The following is a 13755-nucleotide window of genomic DNA, read 5'->3' on the forward strand; positions in this document are numbered from 1 at the left end:
ATATACCAAACAAAAAGATTCAGTGACTAAATCTAACAAATGACAATTTTATGAAGGTGAGTAATATCCTTTTTAAGTTCACAACATCTGTAACACTGATGAATTTTAAAAACGCCTTAGTAACAACTATTTAGGGGCTATGTTCATGAACAAGTCTTTATTCAAAACGAAATGACATATTGGATTAATGGCGTTAAAGATGAAGATAAGTCTGGTGTCTTTGAATCAGAAAAGTCTGCAGAAGATACAACGGGCCCATCATCAAACATGCTGAGTGCTAAGTGTTGGACTGGATATGTATCAGATTGTCTAGGCGATAAGAATATTAGCCAATGGGCAATCACTGGTTTAGCTATTTTATATGGAACTGCTTACGAATTGTTGATTTTCGGAATCGTTTTTAAAGAATGGATCAATGCTTTTTGGATTGTTCGCCTCATCCTTCATAGCGGCAATATTGGCGCAGGCAGGGGAGGAAACTCTCCCGCTTACCAGAGTAAAAATAAAAAATGTTTATCTTAGATGGATTTTTTCAAAAAGTAAAAACGCCATAAAACTTCTTATGGCGTCTGTCCGAACTAAGGGATGCAATGTTTGGGAGACGAATATAAATCGTCAATGTGCTAGAAAAGGAATGCAGCACCTACAATGATTAACAAAATGAACAGCACAACGATCAATACGAAAGAGCTTCCACCGTAATTTCCACCGTAGTTCCCCATATTATTGCCACCTCCTGTTGTTAGGATAGTACATAATATGCCGGACGATAAATTTCGACATAGATTTAAGTCTAAATAAGAAAAAATGGATGTTATGTCTAAAATGAAGAGCTTCTAAGACAATAAATAATAGAGGAGGGATATGGCTAAACATGCAATAAAACTGTGTATGAAAGTGGTGGGCCATGAAGTTCATGCAGAGCCACATACGAAGAGGTACAGGGAAATTATAGTTAACGAAAATATTCATCATTTCCCGGGAAAGCGCAGTATACGACAAATCAAAACAAATCACAAAGGGACGGAGGGTACGATACAAGGAGGCTGCTTGCGGGTTTGTGGTGTAGATAAAGTTATAGGCAACGATGACCGGGGCGGATGCGGATCAACTGAAACGAAGTATATTCCCAAGCAAAGGAGTATTTCTTTAACGTGAAACTTTTATAAAGCATTAACGTATTACTTTTATAAAGGTAAGTAAGGAGGCTTCTGAATGGGATTAAAAAATTTCTTTAATACTGAGTTAACATGCTCTATCTGCGGAAAAACATTAAAATCAGGGGATGAGATAACAGCTTATCTTACACTTCCGAGTGAGAAGAAGATGCCTGTGGGGAGAATGGACAAAGTGTTAAGCAAACACTCTGATAAGGTCTGCTGTAAAAAGTGCAGTGAGTAGGTTTTTAGTGTTATGAGGAACCTCTGGCGGGTTTCCTCATAACAAATATCAACCAATTAAATTAGAAAAAAGCGAAATTGTGATGATTAAAGTAGATAAAGAACTGAGGGATACCAAAGGGATCATTTTTCGTTTACTTTGTTTTTTTGAAGGTTTGTTTAGCTCGTGGATCACTGCACCCCATAAAAGCATGGATGCTAAAATGATAAGACTCATATGTAACAACACTCCTTTGTTTGTTTTTATAAATTTTACCATACCATATATATCACAAGGATGTCGATTGAACGAACATCTCTTCTAAAATTGTTGAGAGATTCAGTGAACTATTATGTAGATTAATTGGGCCTCAAATTACTCAGTGAAGATGAAGCTGTATACATAAGCAAAGGTTTAACAGGCGTTTTATTGAATATCAGATGAAGCGATAGAAGGGTTTATCGGGGTTGCAAAGTATAAAGCATATGGTATTCGCGTATTATGCGGTTAGGTGGAAAAATTAAGCTTTCTGCGTGGTTTCTTGAAGTGACAGGAGGTGAGCGGCAGTGTCAGAGAGCAAAAAGAGCACTTCCAACTCTAATAAGGAAAGGAATTGAGAATTGAAATTAGAACGTTTGTTATCAATCATATTCAAGCTCTTACATAATGAAATTTTATCTGCTTCCAGTTTAGCTGATGAATTTCAAGTATCAACGCGGACAATTTATAGAGACATCGAAGCGATTTGTGCAGCTGGAATACCAGTCGTTTCATACCAAGGGGCTAACGGCGGTTTTGGGATAATGAGAGGATACAAATTTGATAAAAGTTTAATCGGTTCTCATGATGTATTGAATTTAATTACAGTATTAAGCAGTTTGTCGAGTGTTTTTGAAGATAAGGAAGTTGAACACACGATAGATAGATTAAAATCTCTGGATACAAGCGAAAGCAGCAGGACTTTGTATGTTAACTTGGAAAGCCTTAGAACAGAACCGAATTCATTAATCCGGCTGCGAAAAGCTATACAGGAAAAAAAGGCAGTACGCTTTGATTATGTCAGTAATAAAAATGAATTTACATCACGTGAAGTAGAACCTATCCACCTTCATTATAAGTTTCGTAATTGGTATGTATATGGCTTCTGCAGAGAACGTCAAGATGATAGAGAATTTAGAGTATCACGTATGATGAATATAACGCTTACTCAAGAAGAGTTTTTGCGCAGTCACAAAGTGAAAGATGAACCATCTTATTCAGAATCCGACCTGGGAGGGTTTGCGGATGTAGTCATTTGGGTTAATCCTAATTCCATAGCTAAAGTAATAGATCAATTTCAGAACGCTTCAAAAGTCATGAACAGAGATGGAAGTATGACGTTTACAATCTCTGTGTATCGGCCTCAGCATGCCGGATGGCTTAAATCAATTCTTTTGAGCTTTGGCAGTGGCGCTAAAATTATAAAACCGGTGGAACTGCAATCAATTTTAATGGATGAAGCTGAAAAAATAATGAAAATTTATAAAGATGTATGACAATCTGCTGTCATATATCTTTTTTTATAATCACAAGTATCAACTTTAAAGGAGAGATGTTAAATGAACCATGTGAAAAACATGTATCAGTACCATGTTTGGGCGAATAAAGCGTTATTAGAAAGAATAAAGGAATTACCAAGTAATGTCCTTTATGAAGAGGTTCACAGTTCATATCCTACAATTGCTCAAACGTTCAGTCACATTTGCGCGGTGGATGTTATGTGGCTGCAAGTACTTAAAGGAATAGACATGCAGGAAGCATTGGAAGGTTCTATGGCTTATGCAGAAAGGACTCATTTATATTCTGCAGATGAATTTGCGGCGTCTTATGAAGAACTGGCTTCACAGTTTGAAGAATGGATGAATAGCCAAACAGATTTAGAACAAAAAATGAACTTAAATAATCCTTGGTTAGGTTACAGAGAAACTGCTTACTCAGAAATTTTATTCCATGTTGCCAATCACGGAACTTATCATCGGGGCAGCATAACAACTATGTTAAGACAGCAGGGCTACGCTTCGGCAATGAATGACCTTGCATTATATTGGTATCAGGATTAGTTCAGAGAATACTTGCAAAATGAATAACCGCCGAATGGTCTGTAAAGTTTCTTTCCTGAACTAAAATGCCAAAGTCTCATTCAGTCTGGGTGAGGCGCTGAGCAAGAATCGAGATCAAAGGCTGCCGTATCATTCCCGGCAGCCTTAATGATTAGGAAGTAAAATCGATAACCATGCGGCCGGTCACTTTACCTTGCTCCATTTCTTCAAAAATATCATTCACATCTTCGATCGGGCGTTTTGTCACTTTAGGTACAACTTTACCGTCTGCAGCAAATTGAAAAGCTTCCTTCAAATCTTCTCTGGTACCTACTAATGAACCTACTACCTGAATCCCATCTAACACGAGACGGGGAATATCTAAATCCATTTTGTCCACCGGTAAACCGACAGCGACTACACGGGCTCCTGCTTTTACAACATCAATCGCTTGATTGAAAGGGGTTTTAGAGACAGCCGTGATGACCACAGCATCAAGCCCTGAATCGTTAGTCACTTCTTTTGCCTTAGCGACGGGGTCTTCGTTTAAACTGTTTACAACCGCATCAGCGCCTAAGCTCTTAGCAAAATTCAATTTTTCATCGCTAATGTCGAAAGCGATCACTTTAGCGTTAAAGACGTTTTTTGCATATTGAACAGCCAAGTTGCCTAAACCGCCGACTCCAAATACACCGATCCATTGACCTGGTTTAATTTCACTGACTTTAACCGCTTTATAAGTTGTTACACCTGCACAAGTAATGCTGCTTGCTGCTGCAGGATCTAAATTTTCCGGCACCTTTATTGCATAATCAACCGCTACGATTGCTTCTTCAGCCATTGCGCCGTCAACTGTATAGCCGGCATTTTTTACATCCCGGCACAAGGTTTCACGGCCAGTTAAGCAATATTCACAGCAGCCGCAGCTTTCAAACATCCAGGCAATAGAGACGCGGTCGCCCTTTTTCAGACTTGTTACACCTTCACCGATCTCAGTTACAATGCCTATTCCCTCATGACCTAAAGTGACGCCAGTAACATCCCCGAAATCAGCATTTTTAACATGTAAGTCAGTATGACATACACCGCAGTATTCCATCTTAACTTTGGCTTCACCATGTCGCAAAGGACGTAATTCTTTTTGTACGATCGCTATACTTTTGTCTTTTGTTGCTACTACTGCTTTCAAATCATACACCCCTTTCAAATATTCGCAGAAAATTTTTACTTATCTTACAATTTAGCACACTGCTCCGCTTTTGAAAACCCTTACATTTTTGCGGATAAGTGTCTCTACAAAAATTGAGGGAGCTGTGCAGGGAGGATTCTATTGATGATTTGTCATCTCCAAATGCACAGAATTTACATATATACATAAATAGATACGTTTTCAAAGGAGACAATCACCGGCTCACTAAGTTTTTGCCCTTTATCAGCCCTAACCCTGTTACATCATTTAATCCGGTTCAAAGATACCCTAAAATAATGCTGTTATCACAAATGGTGTACGAATTGCACCGAATCGGTTCGTTCCTCCAGGTGCCGACATAGATACACAAAAAAAGCTGACAGACTCAGACGAGTGACAGAAGAGGAACGTGAATTTACATTGGAAGTGCAGCGCGTAAATCAAGAATTCCCCGCTTCTTATAAAGCGTTATTCAGCTAACAGAAAAGCAAAATACGAATATCCTGGATTAATTAAATTGATGCATGAGAATTGGCGCTCCACGATGCAAGGCCAGATAAGTTTTGGGAAGAGTCAGATTTCACACAGGGATTCACAAAGGGAAGAGGTGAAAGCTGTTCATCTGGATATTTATTTGTGGGGAAGCTGCAAGAAGGTTCGAAGGTGAGCAGGGCGGCGGATTAAAACTAATCTTCCCGCAAATTTATTCCAGTAAGACTGACAGGAGTATACAATCATAAAAATAAAATGATAAAGCTTCGCGAATGAGCCTAAAATCGGCTCTTTTATAATTTTCCTTTAGCGCTTTAATGGGAAATGCAGCACTCGTGGTTCTGCTGGAACAGACAACTTTTCTTATACAATTAGCATATTACAGTTACTTATTTTTACATAACTGTTGGAAATCGTCTTTCCATCTGAGATAATAAAATTTATATTGATTGATACATGGGGAGTAAGGATGGGCTGTTTTTATCAAGCGGCAGGCAAACCATTTTACAAACAAATTCCTCAAGCGGTTTTTATAACCGAAGAAATCAGTGCTTTGGATAAACGCTGTAAGAAAGACTTTCTGTTTAAATAAACGAGGTGAAAATCAATGAATGGTATAGAATTCTTAGAATCTGTGTCGCGACTTGGACAACTCATTTTGGTGTTTTCCTGCTACGCCGTTTATTGGAAATTAGGTAAAACGAAAAGGGAGCGAAGACTTACAAAATTCGAAGCTTTGCTTAGGTTCTTTGTAATGTTTGGTCTATCTGCATGGGGGCTGTCGTTTCTTGCTTTGAATTTGTGGTCATAATATTTCTGCCGATATTTGAGCTTAAACTGCAGAGAATTACACTGGCAGGATATGATTTTACCCTTAGTGAAAAGAATTTCACGGGTAATCATTTGAACTTGAGCGCGGCTGATAAGGTGAATGGTGATGCAAACAGAAATCATTACTTATTGATCACAAAAGGAGCCGGCTGCGGAGAAGTGTGGATTAAAGGCTTTTACGAATTCGAACACGATGAACCGGATGCAGATTGGTGAGCGATACACAGTCAAGGTATTTCCTTGACCTTTTTTTAATGGCAATAAAATTTCTGGATATTAAGATAGTGAATTGATGATCTGCCAAAAAACATAGATCTTTTAAAGTGATGGATATATATTGATTTTAAACAGTAGGAAAAAATGAGAAATGTATTTTGATAAAAAGTAGGTGAACTATATGGAAGCAGCGTCTTGGAGCAAAAGTCAAAGCTGTACCTACACATTGGCTTTTTCAAGTGGTTTGATCTTCGGGCTATATATGTTTGTATACTCGGGTTTTGTGCCATTTGCATTGGTTACTGTGGTTATCATTGCTTTTTACGCATTTATTACTTACCTTTTGTTTGCTGTTCCTGTGCAACTATGGCTAAGAAAGAAGCCTAAAAAGTTTAGTTTGGTTCATCTTTTCATTTATACAGCAGTCGCTTTTTTAGCTGTGTTCTTGTTCTGGTACATAGATAATCCGCCAATTGATTTCGCAGTTTTCAGCACTTTCATTTATTACATAATGAGCATTGTTGCTGCGTTCATATATTGGTTCTGGGACTCTATATTTCTGAGAAATTACAATACTCCCCAGAAGTAAAGCTGATGTTCTAAAAAAGACCGACTAGCGCCATGCCCAGTCTGCATTGTTCAAATTGAAATTCATGTGATGAATCCAGAAAGTGGGTGAGGAAAAATGGAATACATTGAGTTGACTAGGGGCAATATTGATGACAATCATATTTGCTGTGCATTAGGCACGAAACAATATGAGGATGCGGTAAATGAAAAGAAGAGCTGGCTCAAAGATCGAATGATTGATGGCTTGGTGTTCTATCGCCTAAACGAACGGGCAAATGTTTTTATTGAATATTTACCTGCAGAAGAAGCGTGGATTCCGGTAAGCGCACCTAATTTTATGTTTATTAATTGCCTGTGGGTCTCAGGTAAATATAAGAATAACGGACATGCCAAACACTTGTTAGAAAAATGTGTGTCAAATGCAAAACCCCGCGGTATGGATGGGATAGTTCATATAGTGGGGAAGAAAAAACTCCCTTATTTAAGTGATAAGCATTTCTTCGAGCATATGGGATTTGCTGTGCAAGATGAAGCAGAACCCTATTTTCAGTTGGTGTCACTGACGTGGAATGAACATGCACATCCTCCTGTATTTAAAAAACAGGTGAAAAGTAATTCCGTTAATGATGAGGGAATCACAATATTTTATACAGCTCAATGCCCATTTGCAGTCGGATTGTTAAAGGATGTAAAGGAACTGACTGAAAAGAAAGGACTACATTTTCAGGCCCGGCGAATAACGTCAAAAGATATGGCGCAAAAATCCCCGGCAGTTTGGACGACTTTCAGCGTGTTTTATAATGGGATATTTCTCACTCATGAGATGATGAGCGTGAATAAGTTTGAAAAAATACTCAATAGCTTAATTTAAACTATCTTAAGAATAACTTCGAGGGAAATGAATTCTGTAATGCCTTTACTGCGCTGTTAGCTGTTTTTGGCATGAATAATATTGGGTTGTCACATATGAAGGCATCTAGGTGTATTCGTTATCTCACTTCCCTGCATTTAAGACTGGGATCCATATTCTTTATAACCATCAGCCGATGCATTTTCCCCGATTTGACTTGCGGGAGAAAACATCAGTTTGATGGTTATTTTTATGAACGGAGAAAGTTCAACGCAACAAAAAAGAAGTTCTTCAGGCATTATATCCTATGGTAAAATTTAGACAGAAAGAAGCGGAAAGGAGACGTAAATGAAGGTATTTGAAGCATCCTCGTTCATTTCAGCAGCGGAGAAACGAGCAAAAGAATACGATCAGATTAGAGAACAATTTATCAATCTCAGAAAAGCGTTTCAGGGAATGGCTGATCTAGACGACAGTGAGTTTTCAGGTAAAGGTGCTGATAACATCAAAGCCTTTTTTCAAGACCACGCCGGTGTCACAGACAGCTGGCTTAATCTGATCGATATGAAGATTGCGTTTCTTAACAGTATTTCAGGAAAAGTGGCTGATGCCGGATTAGCTGATTCGTTTGTGGAAGAGTCATTTTTAGAACATGAGCTGATTCATGCGAAGAATACATCACAAGCCATCATGCAGGAGCAGCGCAATGAAATGAAAGGTATCCTTGATGAAATCAGCGATATCATTCATCTAGAAGTTTTCTCGACAGAAGATGTCGATCAAAAGCTGGAATCAGCAGACAAAAAACGGGACGATACTGTACATAAGCTCGGCAAGCTTGATCACGATCTAACGAAAGAATACGCAGAAACCGAGGCAAACGAACATTTCATTCAGGCAGATTTTCAGCAGCTCCAAAACGCAACAGGCCAAGGAAAAAACGCCACTCCGCTTCACTATAACGCCAAGGCATACAGGGAAAGTGACATACATAAGAAAAAAGGCGAGATTGCAAGACATTCGGATGATTATTTGACGATTAAAAAGGAAGAAGCGAAGGAGCGGGAAATCAAGGATCTGAAGAAAAAGCTGGCCGCTGGTGTCACCGATCCGGATGAATATTTGGAAATGGCGAAGAAGATCGGCTATGAAAACCTTGAACCTTCCCAACAGCAATATGTCATTCAGCTTGAACAAGCAAAACAGATGGAAGAAGCCGGAGAAGTGACTTGGGATATTTTAAAAGGAGCTGGTGTCGGCCTTTATGATGTCGGGAAAGACACGGTAACAGGTTTATGGCAGCTGATCAGCAAGCCTGATGAAGTTGTTGAAGGTATCATAGGGGCAGTTGCTCATCCGATTAACACGTATAATTCCATTTCAACAGCTATTGAGGAATCATATCAAAAGGATATGGTAAATGGAGATGCGTATTCCAGATCAAGATGGGTGACATATGCGGTCGGTTCAGTGGCTGTGGCTGTCGTCGGAACAAAAGGCGCAGGAGCCGTTAACAAAGCTGATGCGGCGGGGAAGGTCATAAACAAGGCAGGACAGGCAGGTCAGAAAATTAAGGACATTAAGATTTCAGATTTGCTTCCTTATAACTCTAAGTATGATCTTGCTCTGGCTGATAACGTACCATACAATGTGGTTAACAGCCAAAACCTTAAAAATGGACTTTTGTCCAATGCAAAGAAATTGGATGAAAGCAGAAAGCCATTTACTGGTCAGAAAGTAAATGTCCCTTGGTTAAATAAAGAGAAGTATGAGGCCTATGAAATAGACGGCAAGGTAAAAGTTAAAGGAGAGCCTAGAGATGTAAGCCGTAGAGTATACACAATGAAAGATATTGACCTTAATCAAAAAAATCGTAAAGGCTTTACGAATCTTCAACTGATGAAAAATGGTAATGCTCCTTTTGCTAAAGATGGCACGCAAATAAATTTACATCACTTAATTCAAGAAGAGCCTGGTACTATGCTGGAGATACCTGAAAGCTGGCATAATAAGTACAGTGATGTTTTGCATGGATTAAAAGGGAATGGACAGAGTTTTAGAAATGCTCCTGTGCTTGATAAACAATATAAAAGTTTCAGAAGAAGGTATTGGAGATGGAGAGCTCAGCAATTTGAGAATCAAGAATAAGAGGTGAAAGTTTAATGGATTATTCGAAAATAAAAACTTTCTTTGATGAAAATAAAGAAAATTCAATTCTCACGGGGGGAGTCACTGAAGATCAGATTAGAGAAATAGAAGAGGATCTCAATGTAACTCTTCCAGACAGCTATAAATGGTTTTTAACTGAGTATGGTTCAGGGGGAGCATACGGAACAATGATTCTCGGATATGACTCTCACGGCGCTGAAGTTGTCGAGCAGACCAATGAATATAAAAAATATTATAACCTTTCCGATGGTCTTGTAGTGATCGAATATGTAGATGAATTTTCTTATTGTCTTGACACTAACAAGATGACAGATGGAGAATGCCCAGTCATTCTTTGGGATAACCAAGAGGGATATGGTAAACAAGTTGCTAGGACATTCCAAGAGTTTTTAATAGAAGAGCTTGAAGAATCGAAAGACGACTGGATCGATGATGAGGACTGGGACGATTAAAACTAAAAAGAAGGTCTATATCTGTTTTTCCATAGCATATGAAGGAGTATTAAAATGAGCTTCACTAAGATCAAACAAAAGTTGAAAGAGTTTACGATTAATGCTGGCACAGATCCTAGCATTAATACAAACGAGCAGCTCAAAGAAATTGAAAGAAATTTAGGTAATCAATTGCCTTCCGACTATAAGGATTTTTTGAAGGGATATGGAGGCTGTTATTTAGAAAGTAAAAAAACAACAGATGAGATTGAGTATGACGTTTGCTACAAACCTATAGAGAAAGATCCTTGGATGGGTAAGGGAGATGATACACAATTGTTAGAGGGTTTTTATGGTTTAGCGAACGATCATAGCAGTCTTCAGAAAGCAATCGATACATATTCTGATCGCTTTCCTAGAAATATTATTCCTATAGCAAGCTCGGCAGGTGGGAATGAAATATGCATGGATATCGATAATGAAAAGATATTGTTTTGGGATCATGAATTAAGTCACCCCGATAAAGACTTTTTCCTTATTGCCAACTCTTTTGAAGAGTTTATTCTAAGTTTAGTAGATGAACCAATTGAAACTAATGAACATGGGAGTGATGTGGAAATTGAGATTTTAGACAATGATTTTGGAAAATTGCTCTTTGGTAAGGACAATTAGCTTTTATTTTTAGGAAAAGTATTGCAAAGTTAAGCTCTCAGAAAAAGAGCTTTTTTATTTTCGATAGAAACTAATTATAAAAAGGGAGAGAGGTTATGGATTCGTACCAAATAAAGAAATTAAAACCCGAAGAATACCATAAGTGTAATAATATTTGGGACATGGAAAAGAAAAAGAAAATGGCTAAGGTGTTTTATGACGAATTAGTAAGCGGAAACAGAATTACTTTTATTTACTCAGTGAATGACGAGTTTATAGGAGAAGGATCGTTAGTTTTTCAAAACGATGACCCAGATTATACCATTCCGGATAAACGCATTTATCTATCTCGTATGATTGTTAAAGAAGGATATCGAAATTGCGGGATAGGCGGTATTATTGTTGATTATTTGATTGATTATGCTAAACAACTTGGATTTGAGGAAATAACACTTGGTGTAGATACAGATAACTTAAACGCAAGACATCTATATGAAAAGAAGGGCTTTACAACCGTATTATTTCTTGGTGAAGATGAATATGGTGAATATGTAAAACTCCTTAAAGTATTAAAATAAAATTCCCGAGAATTATGGTGAATGTGTGGGAGGTTAGTTTCACAAACGGTGATAGACGGTAACTTAAACTAATCTAATTGGATCGTTATTTAAGATGCGGATTAGCATTTATTCTCTCAAAACCAACCCGTAATGAAATAGGATACTGTTGGTTGAGGAATTGTTTTTTCCATGTATTGTATTTTGTGGTATTCTTGAAATGAAAGGAGGAGACAATGAAAAAGAAATTAATTGGGGTCTTGATCATTGTTTGTTTTTCTGTGTTCATGTATGGCGCAGTTACACATTCTTTTAAACATCAAAAATCCACTGAGGAAGTATTAGAAAGCGCATGGGATGAATTTGACTTATTTAGCTTTGGGATTGGAGAAACAGACCCAGTCATATCAATTGGTATGGATAAAACAAAAAGTGAAGAAGAATTACGGCGCTATTTAAACGATAACTTATCTGAGGAAGTTAAAGAAGAATATAAAGTTGAGATCATTAAAAAGGATATTAATGTTTTAGAAAGACAACATGAAAAGTATTTGGAAAGTGTTGAAGCACATTGATACATTAAAGCTTCTTCTAGGCTCTAAATAAAATAACGGTGATATCCAATAAACAAAAGTATTGCAAATCATTTCAATGGTTCCATGGTACAGTGTATTTCTTTAATAAGAAATGCATAATAAAAAGACCAGGGTGTTGGCAGCACCCCGGCTCTGTACAAAAAGTTGCCCAACCCTTTAAGTTTCCAGGCTCAAGGGAGGTCTATTTTTTATTTATATACGTCAACAGGGCGATTATAATCGACCCGAATGCAAGCATTCACATTAATGCCTGAAATGTTGACATAAGCATCACCTCCTTTCCATAGGGGATGAGCAAGACTCCCTTGAGCGTAAACGCCTAATATTCAGAAAACATTATACACTAGTTCCATTTATATGTCGTTAAAAACAATATACAGTTACCAAAACGAAAAGAACCTTGTTAGAGACAGGTTCTTTTTGTATTTGAGTTGAATTTATCAATAGAATTACCGATAAATAACGTGAGAAATAATACCAGGTAGTTACAGAATTGAAAAATGCTTAGGTGTGTAATACTTGCACTAGCTGTCACTTTGATACAGAAGCTGCTGAAGCTTCAGTCTTCAGATTCTTCCGTTACATCTTAAAGGCCCCTTTATGGGCTCAAATTCAACCGTCATTAAAGCCAAAGGCGGAAGGAATTTGTTATACAAAGGTGAAGCAAACATATACAAATATGATGCTATACTTGGGCAAAACAGGGTAGTGATAGACATTGAAATTACAATGAACGAACTTCCTTCAAATGAGATTCAAGTTGAAGGGCTTGGAAAAAATGAAAATCATTTATAGTAACGTTGTAAAATTTGAGAGAGGATGAATAATACCACGAAAGTCCGAAGTTTTTAGCGTTTTGCAGTTTAGCGACAGAAGGTGCAGGAAGTCATTCGAATCAGCAATGTTCAATTCATTTTGATGAATTGAAAGAAGCGCTCGAGAATGGAAAAGTGGTTGATAATCAAAACCTTAAAAGCAGTTCAGAATGAAATCACCAGTTTGATTACTGGAAATCCAGAATAACTGGTGGACGAGCTGTAACTGAAACCGATAATCAAGTGCTGGATATCATCAAACAAGCATACAATCTCGGAATGGTTACGAAAGATAATATGCTTTTGAGAAATCAAGCCATTAACGCGTATAAAACATCTATTTAATTTTAAATCGGCGTTTCAGGTGAACTTTATATGATTTCTGTTTTAGTAAACATATTTAAAAACGAAATAAGAATTAAAATATGCAGACAAAGCGGCGAAGCATATCGCATAAAGGTGTTATCAGATGTATGACCGTGCCTAAAAATAAAACTTATGAAGAAAGGAACTCTAACTTGAAATCAAATTTAGTTTCGTTTCTATTAGCATTGTCAGGATTTATATTCAGTATTTATATGCAGTCAATGGCTTACTGGAGCAATGACTCTATGTTGTGGTATTGGGTCGGTGCGGTTTTGTCGTATCTATTTGCTGCAGGATCAGTGGTTACTCTGATTCTTAACAAAAACAAAGATTCAATTCTAACAATAAGTTGTCTCATTTTAATGATTGTAACCGTTATGCTTATTTTAGTCACAACTTTTTGGACGACTTTTATCATTATTGCATGGCAATCTGGGATGTGAAGCTAAGGGGAATATGATCTTCTTAGTATTTTTTTATTCCTGGGATTAGAATCCCTTTTTATTATTCTTTCAAATTAAATGTAACAATTCTAATATTCATACGTTCTAAATGATAAAGGCG

General features: G+C 37.4%; 18 protein-coding genes and 4 pseudogenes. 18 read left to right on the top strand and 4 right to left on the bottom strand.

Features of this window, described 5'->3' with window-relative positions; all coding sequences use genetic code 11:
* The first annotated feature begins 171 nt into the window (after positions 1-171).
* Entirely contained in the window at positions 172-522 is a 351-nt protein-coding gene (locus tag RUW00_RS02840) for a hypothetical protein (protein ID WP_280145114.1), read from the top strand.
* A gap of 101 nt (positions 523-623) precedes the next feature.
* Here the strand turns inward: RUW00_RS02840 and RUW00_RS02845 are convergent, their stop codons facing one another.
* A complete protein-coding gene (locus tag RUW00_RS02845; protein ID WP_003154037.1) occupies positions 624-722 on the bottom strand; it encodes a YjcZ family sporulation protein in 99 nt (32 codons plus the stop codon).
* Positions 723-1215: 493 nt separating this feature from the next.
* Here RUW00_RS02845 and RUW00_RS02850 point away from each other — a divergent pair, with 493 nt between their 5' ends.
* The gene (locus RUW00_RS02850; RefSeq protein WP_280145115.1) at positions 1216-1401 is read left to right on the top strand and encodes a hypothetical protein; all 186 of its coding nucleotides are present in this window, start codon (positions 1216-1218) and stop codon (positions 1399-1401) included.
* Positions 1402-1449: 48 nt separating this feature from the next.
* Here the strand turns inward: RUW00_RS02850 and RUW00_RS02855 are convergent, their stop codons facing one another.
* A complete protein-coding gene (locus RUW00_RS02855; RefSeq protein WP_012117628.1) occupies positions 1450-1617 on the bottom strand; it encodes a hypothetical protein in 168 nt (55 codons plus the stop codon).
* Positions 1618-2000: 383 nt separating this feature from the next.
* Here RUW00_RS02855 and RUW00_RS02860 point away from each other — a divergent pair, with 383 nt between their 5' ends.
* Positions 2001-2915: a helix-turn-helix transcriptional regulator gene (locus RUW00_RS02860; RefSeq protein ID WP_280145116.1), complete on the top strand. Its 915-nt coding sequence runs from the start codon at positions 2001-2003 to the stop codon at positions 2913-2915.
* 63 nt (positions 2916-2978) lie between these two features.
* Positions 2979-3479: a DinB family protein gene (locus tag RUW00_RS02865; RefSeq protein ID WP_280145117.1), complete on the top strand. Its 501-nt coding sequence runs from the start codon at positions 2979-2981 to the stop codon at positions 3477-3479.
* Positions 3480-3630: 151 nt separating this feature from the next.
* Here the strand turns inward: RUW00_RS02865 and adhP are convergent, their stop codons facing one another.
* Positions 3631-4647 (bottom strand): alcohol dehydrogenase AdhP, encoded by a 1017-nt coding sequence (gene adhP, locus RUW00_RS02870; RefSeq protein WP_014417995.1) that lies wholly within the window; start codon positions 4645-4647, stop codon positions 3631-3633.
* 295 nt (positions 4648-4942) lie between these two features.
* Here adhP and RUW00_RS22940 point away from each other — a divergent pair.
* The 11 genes and pseudogenes from RUW00_RS22940 to RUW00_RS02915 form a co-directional block, all read left to right on the top strand.
* Positions 4943-5127, top strand: a pseudogene (locus RUW00_RS22940) (carbonate dehydratase); the annotation flags it as partial.
* A 64-nt stretch (positions 5128-5191) separates the two neighbouring features.
* Positions 5192-5311 (top strand): annotated as a pseudogene (locus tag RUW00_RS22945) (hypothetical protein); the annotation flags it as partial.
* A 435-nt stretch (positions 5312-5746) separates the two neighbouring features.
* Positions 5747-5950, top strand: coding sequence for a hypothetical protein (locus RUW00_RS02875; RefSeq protein ID WP_017417852.1), 204 nt, complete (start codon positions 5747-5749; stop codon positions 5948-5950).
* A gap of 92 nt (positions 5951-6042) precedes the next feature.
* Positions 6043-6186 (top strand): hypothetical protein, encoded by a 144-nt coding sequence (locus RUW00_RS02880; RefSeq protein WP_223204375.1) that lies wholly within the window; start codon positions 6043-6045, stop codon positions 6184-6186.
* Between the two features lie 181 nt (positions 6187-6367).
* The gene (locus tag RUW00_RS02885) at positions 6368-6775 is read left to right on the top strand and encodes a UPF0715 family protein (protein ID WP_280145118.1); all 408 of its coding nucleotides are present in this window, start codon (positions 6368-6370) and stop codon (positions 6773-6775) included.
* Between the two features lie 96 nt (positions 6776-6871).
* Positions 6872-7627: a GNAT family N-acetyltransferase gene (locus RUW00_RS02890; protein ID WP_095272128.1), complete on the top strand. Its 756-nt coding sequence runs from the start codon at positions 6872-6874 to the stop codon at positions 7625-7627.
* A 327-nt stretch (positions 7628-7954) separates the two neighbouring features.
* Positions 7955-9754: a T7SS effector LXG polymorphic toxin gene (locus RUW00_RS02895; protein ID WP_017417855.1), complete on the top strand. Its 1800-nt coding sequence runs from the start codon at positions 7955-7957 to the stop codon at positions 9752-9754.
* A gap of 14 nt (positions 9755-9768) precedes the next feature.
* Positions 9769-10227, top strand: a complete 459-nt coding sequence (locus RUW00_RS02900; RefSeq protein WP_095272146.1) for an SMI1/KNR4 family protein — start codon at positions 9769-9771, stop codon at positions 10225-10227.
* 54 nt (positions 10228-10281) lie between these two features.
* Complete coding sequence (locus tag RUW00_RS02905; protein ID WP_017417857.1) at positions 10282-10878, top strand: SMI1/KNR4 family protein; 597 nt, start codon at positions 10282-10284, stop codon at positions 10876-10878.
* 95 nt (positions 10879-10973) lie between these two features.
* Positions 10974-11435 (top strand): GNAT family N-acetyltransferase, encoded by a 462-nt coding sequence (locus RUW00_RS02910; protein WP_017417858.1) that lies wholly within the window; start codon positions 10974-10976, stop codon positions 11433-11435.
* A gap of 215 nt (positions 11436-11650) precedes the next feature.
* Positions 11651-11989, top strand: a complete 339-nt coding sequence (locus RUW00_RS02915) for a YolC/YozM family protein (protein WP_017417859.1) — start codon at positions 11651-11653, stop codon at positions 11987-11989.
* A 202-nt stretch (positions 11990-12191) separates the two neighbouring features.
* On the opposite strand, the pseudogene RUW00_RS02920 reads toward RUW00_RS02915, so the two are convergent.
* A pseudogene (locus tag RUW00_RS02920) lies at positions 12192-12281 on the bottom strand (putative holin-like toxin).
* A gap of 374 nt (positions 12282-12655) precedes the next feature.
* Here RUW00_RS02920 and RUW00_RS02925 point away from each other — a divergent pair.
* From RUW00_RS02925 to RUW00_RS02935, 3 genes and pseudogenes are all read left to right on the top strand, one after another.
* On the top strand, positions 12656-12805 hold the full coding sequence (locus RUW00_RS02925) for a hypothetical protein (protein ID WP_223257613.1): 150 nt from the start codon (positions 12656-12658) through the stop codon (positions 12803-12805).
* Between the two features lie 113 nt (positions 12806-12918).
* Positions 12919-13170, top strand: a pseudogene (locus RUW00_RS02930) (hypothetical protein).
* Positions 13171-13298: 128 nt separating this feature from the next.
* On the top strand, positions 13299-13634 hold the full coding sequence (locus RUW00_RS02935) for a DUF3902 family protein (protein ID WP_050496162.1): 336 nt from the start codon (positions 13299-13301) through the stop codon (positions 13632-13634).
* Positions 13635-13755: the final 121 nt, after the last annotated feature.

The organism is Bacillus sp. IS1 (assembly GCF_032461585.1).
Classification (GTDB): domain Bacteria; phylum Bacillota; class Bacilli; order Bacillales; family Bacillaceae; genus Bacillus; species Bacillus velezensis.

Bases quoted from the DNA above. Each gene is read 5' to 3' on its own strand.
- RUW00_RS02840 (WP_280145114.1), top strand. From the start codon at position 172: ATGACATATTGGATTAATGGCGTTAAAGATGAAGATAAGTCTGGTGTC.
- RUW00_RS02845 (WP_003154037.1), bottom strand. From the start codon at position 722: ATGGGGAACTACGGTGGAAATTACGGTGGAAGCTCTTTCGTATTGATC.
- RUW00_RS02850 (WP_280145115.1), top strand. From the start codon at position 1,216: ATGGGATTAAAAAATTTCTTTAATACTGAGTTAACATGCTCTATCTGC.
- RUW00_RS02855 (WP_012117628.1), bottom strand. From the start codon at position 1,617: ATGAGTCTTATCATTTTAGCATCCATGCTTTTATGGGGTGCAGTGATC.
- RUW00_RS02865 (WP_280145117.1), top strand. From the start codon at position 2,979: ATGAACCATGTGAAAAACATGTATCAGTACCATGTTTGGGCGAATAAA.
- RUW00_RS02875 (WP_017417852.1), top strand. From the start codon at position 5,747: ATGAATGGTATAGAATTCTTAGAATCTGTGTCGCGACTTGGACAACTC.
- RUW00_RS02885 (WP_280145118.1), top strand. From the start codon at position 6,368: ATGGAAGCAGCGTCTTGGAGCAAAAGTCAAAGCTGTACCTACACATTG.
- RUW00_RS02890 (WP_095272128.1), top strand. From the start codon at position 6,872: ATGGAATACATTGAGTTGACTAGGGGCAATATTGATGACAATCATATT.
- RUW00_RS02895 (WP_017417855.1), top strand. From the start codon at position 7,955: ATGAAGGTATTTGAAGCATCCTCGTTCATTTCAGCAGCGGAGAAACGA.
- RUW00_RS02900 (WP_095272146.1), top strand. From the start codon at position 9,769: ATGGATTATTCGAAAATAAAAACTTTCTTTGATGAAAATAAAGAAAAT.
- RUW00_RS02905 (WP_017417857.1), top strand. From the start codon at position 10,282: ATGAGCTTCACTAAGATCAAACAAAAGTTGAAAGAGTTTACGATTAAT.
- RUW00_RS02910 (WP_017417858.1), top strand. From the start codon at position 10,974: ATGGATTCGTACCAAATAAAGAAATTAAAACCCGAAGAATACCATAAG.
- RUW00_RS02915 (WP_017417859.1), top strand. From the start codon at position 11,651: ATGAAAAAGAAATTAATTGGGGTCTTGATCATTGTTTGTTTTTCTGTG.
- RUW00_RS02935 (WP_050496162.1), top strand. From the start codon at position 13,299: ATGACCGTGCCTAAAAATAAAACTTATGAAGAAAGGAACTCTAACTTG.